We start from the raw sequence: 2,764 nt of genomic DNA, 5'->3' as shown, positions 1-2,764 counted from the left end.
GTCGCACGAGCGCGAGTAACGGCTAGTTTAACCCAATCTTGAATAGGGGCATCTTTCACTTGGCACATGCGGAAGATATCGCCTTCTTCCACAGGTTGCTCTAACAATGTCGCGCCTGAAGCATCCACAACACGGACTGTGCCCTGTGCGTCTAGGGTAAACGTTTTGTCATGAGAACCGTATTCTTCTGCTTTTTGCGCCATTAGGCCAACGTTTGGTACGCTGCCCATAGTGGTTGGATCAAAAGCACCGTTTTTCTTACAGAAATCGATGACTGCTTGATAGATACTAGCGTAGCTACGATCTGGAATCAGTGCCTTGGTGTCTTTCTGCTTGCCATCTGGACCCCACATTTGACCTGAAGAACGTAACATTGCAGGCATTGACGCATCCACAATGACATCACTTGGGACATGAAGGTTAGTAATACCACGATCGGAATCGACCATCGCAAGTGCCGGTTGAGTTTCGTAAACGGCAAGAATAGCCGCTTCAATTTCTTCTCTTTGAGCTTGTGGAAGTGACGCAATCTTTGAGTAAACATCACCTAGGCCGTTGTTCACATCTACGCCTAGTTGCTCGAAGGTCTCACCGTACTTGTCGAACACGTCTTTGTAATACACTTTAACGGCGTGGCCAAAGATGATTGGATCGGACACTTTCATCATTGTTGCTTTTAAGTGCAACGACAACAAAACATCTTGCTTCTTCGCATCAGCAATCTCTTTAGCAAAGAAATCCACTAACGCTGCTTTGTTTAAAACAGAACAGTCGATGATTTCTTTATCAAGGATTGCGAAAGGTTTTTTCAGCACTTTTACTGAACCATCTTGAGCAACGAATTCGATTTTGACTTCTGTGTCACCGCTTACAGTGACTGATTTTTCGCTACCAAAGAAGTCCTTCTCAGACATGCTTGATACATGTGATTGAGAATCCGGTGACCAGGCACCCATTGAATGCGGGTTCTTCTTCGCATAATTCTTCACCGAAAGCGGAGCACGGCGATCAGAGTTACCTTCACGCAATACAGGGTTTACTGCACTGCCTTTAATTTTGTCATAAGTCGCTTTGATCGCTTCTTGTTCATCAGTGCTTGGTTCTTCAGGGTAGTTAGGAAGATCGTAGCCTTTAGATTGAAGCTCTTCAATCGCTGCAATCAACTGAGGTACTGACGCTGAAATGTTCGGTAATTTAATGATATTGGCTTCTGGCGTATTCGCTAGCTCACCAAGTTCCGTCAATGCATCGCCTATGCGCTGCTCTTCTTTTAGATGCTCAGGAAAGTTTGCAATGATGCGCCCTGCTAATGAGATATCACGTGTGTCTACATTGATGCCAGAAGAAGCTGTGAAAGATTGAATGATTGGTAATAATGAATAAGTTGCTAGCGCTGGCGCTTCATCGGTAATCGTATAAATGATGGTAGGTTTTTCTGTAGGCATGAAATTTCCCTATTGTTCTAAACAGCCACTATTGGTCTCAATAATGCTGTGTGAATGTCCGCATCCTAATTGATGCGATTTTATCACTCTTTTAAACTTCTTAAGATAGTCTTGTTGAGCAGTCGTATCCTAAGTCCTTGAGTGCTGATACTTATAATTAAACAAAATCGCGATAATAGTCTATTATCTTGAGCGTTATTCTGTTTTTGGGCGCGCAAATGATAGCTTATTTACAGATACGGAAAAACTTTTTACCACACTTTATTCACATTTTTGCAAGGTAGTTAACATGCAGGCGCGTTCTCGTCATAAGCAGGGCCAACGTTCTTCAACAGGCTCTCGGCCACATTTTAAACAAGGTGACACTTCAAAAGGTCGACGAGCAAGTCGCAGAAATAACACAAGCAAAGTGAAACGGGTCAATCCAGAAGATCGTAAAGTCATCGTATTCAATAAGCCGTTCGATACACTTAGCCAATTTACCGATGGTGATGGCAGAAAAACGTTAGCGGATTATATTCCAGTCAAAGAAGTCTATGCCGCAGGACGCCTCGATCGTGATAGTGAAGGTCTGATGATTTTAACCAATGATGGAATATTGCAGGCACGATTGACCCAACCAAGTTCTAAATCGCCTAAAACTTATTGGGTTCAAGTTGATGGTAACCCTAGTGAGGCGTCACTCCAACAACTCAGGGATGGCGTCGAACTGAAAGATGGTCTTACCCTTCCTGCTGAAATCCAGATAATCGAAGCGCCTACCGTTTGGGAAAGAACGCCGCCAGTTAGGGTTCGAGCAAAGATCCCGACAACATGGTTATCAATCACCATCATTGAAGGAAAGAACCGTCAGGTCCGACGAATGACAGCACATATCGGTCACCCTACTCTGCGGCTCATTCGTTACTCAATGGGCAACGTCGAACTTGCTGATCTTCAACCCGGTCAATGGAAAGAAATCACACTGTAGGTTTCCGTAACCTCATGATAGTTAAAGCGGTGTGGGGGTTGTTTCTATCGTAGAACATCACCCTTCGATAAAAAAGGTCAGCACCCATTGCTGACCTTTTTGTTATACACCACTGTGTTTATTCGCCACTATGGGTTATTAAACACGATAGTTATTCACTGATATTGTCCCCACCGCTATTACTATCTATAGAAACGAGTCGGCGACACATCCAAACCTGGGGCTATTTATGACGCTCTTTTAGCTTATTGACAACATCATTCATTGATAAACCTTGATCTTGCAGTAGCACCATCAAATGGTAAATAAGATCAGCAGATTCACAAACTAACAGATCGGAAGAGCGGTT

2 protein-coding genes and 1 pseudogene are annotated in these 2,764 nt (G+C 43.6%); 1 reads left to right on the top strand and 2 read right to left on the bottom strand.

Annotated features, from left to right (window positions below; genetic code table 11):
* Positions 1-1,445 (bottom strand): NADP-dependent isocitrate dehydrogenase (locus tag ACP45E_RS13765; RefSeq protein WP_069585116.1); only part of this gene is annotated, 1,445 nt, incomplete at its 3' end.
* A 289-nt stretch (positions 1,446-1,734) separates the two neighbouring features.
* Between ACP45E_RS13765 and ACP45E_RS13760 the strand changes: the two genes are divergently transcribed.
* On the top strand, positions 1,735-2,415 hold the full coding sequence (locus tag ACP45E_RS13760; RefSeq protein ID WP_017038972.1) for a pseudouridine synthase: 681 nt from the start codon (positions 1,735-1,737) through the stop codon (positions 2,413-2,415).
* 223 nt (positions 2,416-2,638) lie between these two features.
* On the opposite strand, the pseudogene ACP45E_RS13755 reads toward ACP45E_RS13760, so the two are convergent.
* A pseudogene (locus tag ACP45E_RS13755) lies at positions 2,639-2,764 on the bottom strand (hypothetical protein); the annotation flags it as partial.

This window comes from Vibrio genomosp. F10 str. 9ZD137 (assembly GCF_049974785.1).
Classification (GTDB): domain Bacteria; phylum Pseudomonadota; class Gammaproteobacteria; order Enterobacterales; family Vibrionaceae; genus Vibrio.
The sequence above is the reverse complement of the archived record's forward strand: the minus strand, read 5'-3'. Positions and strand labels throughout refer to the sequence as shown.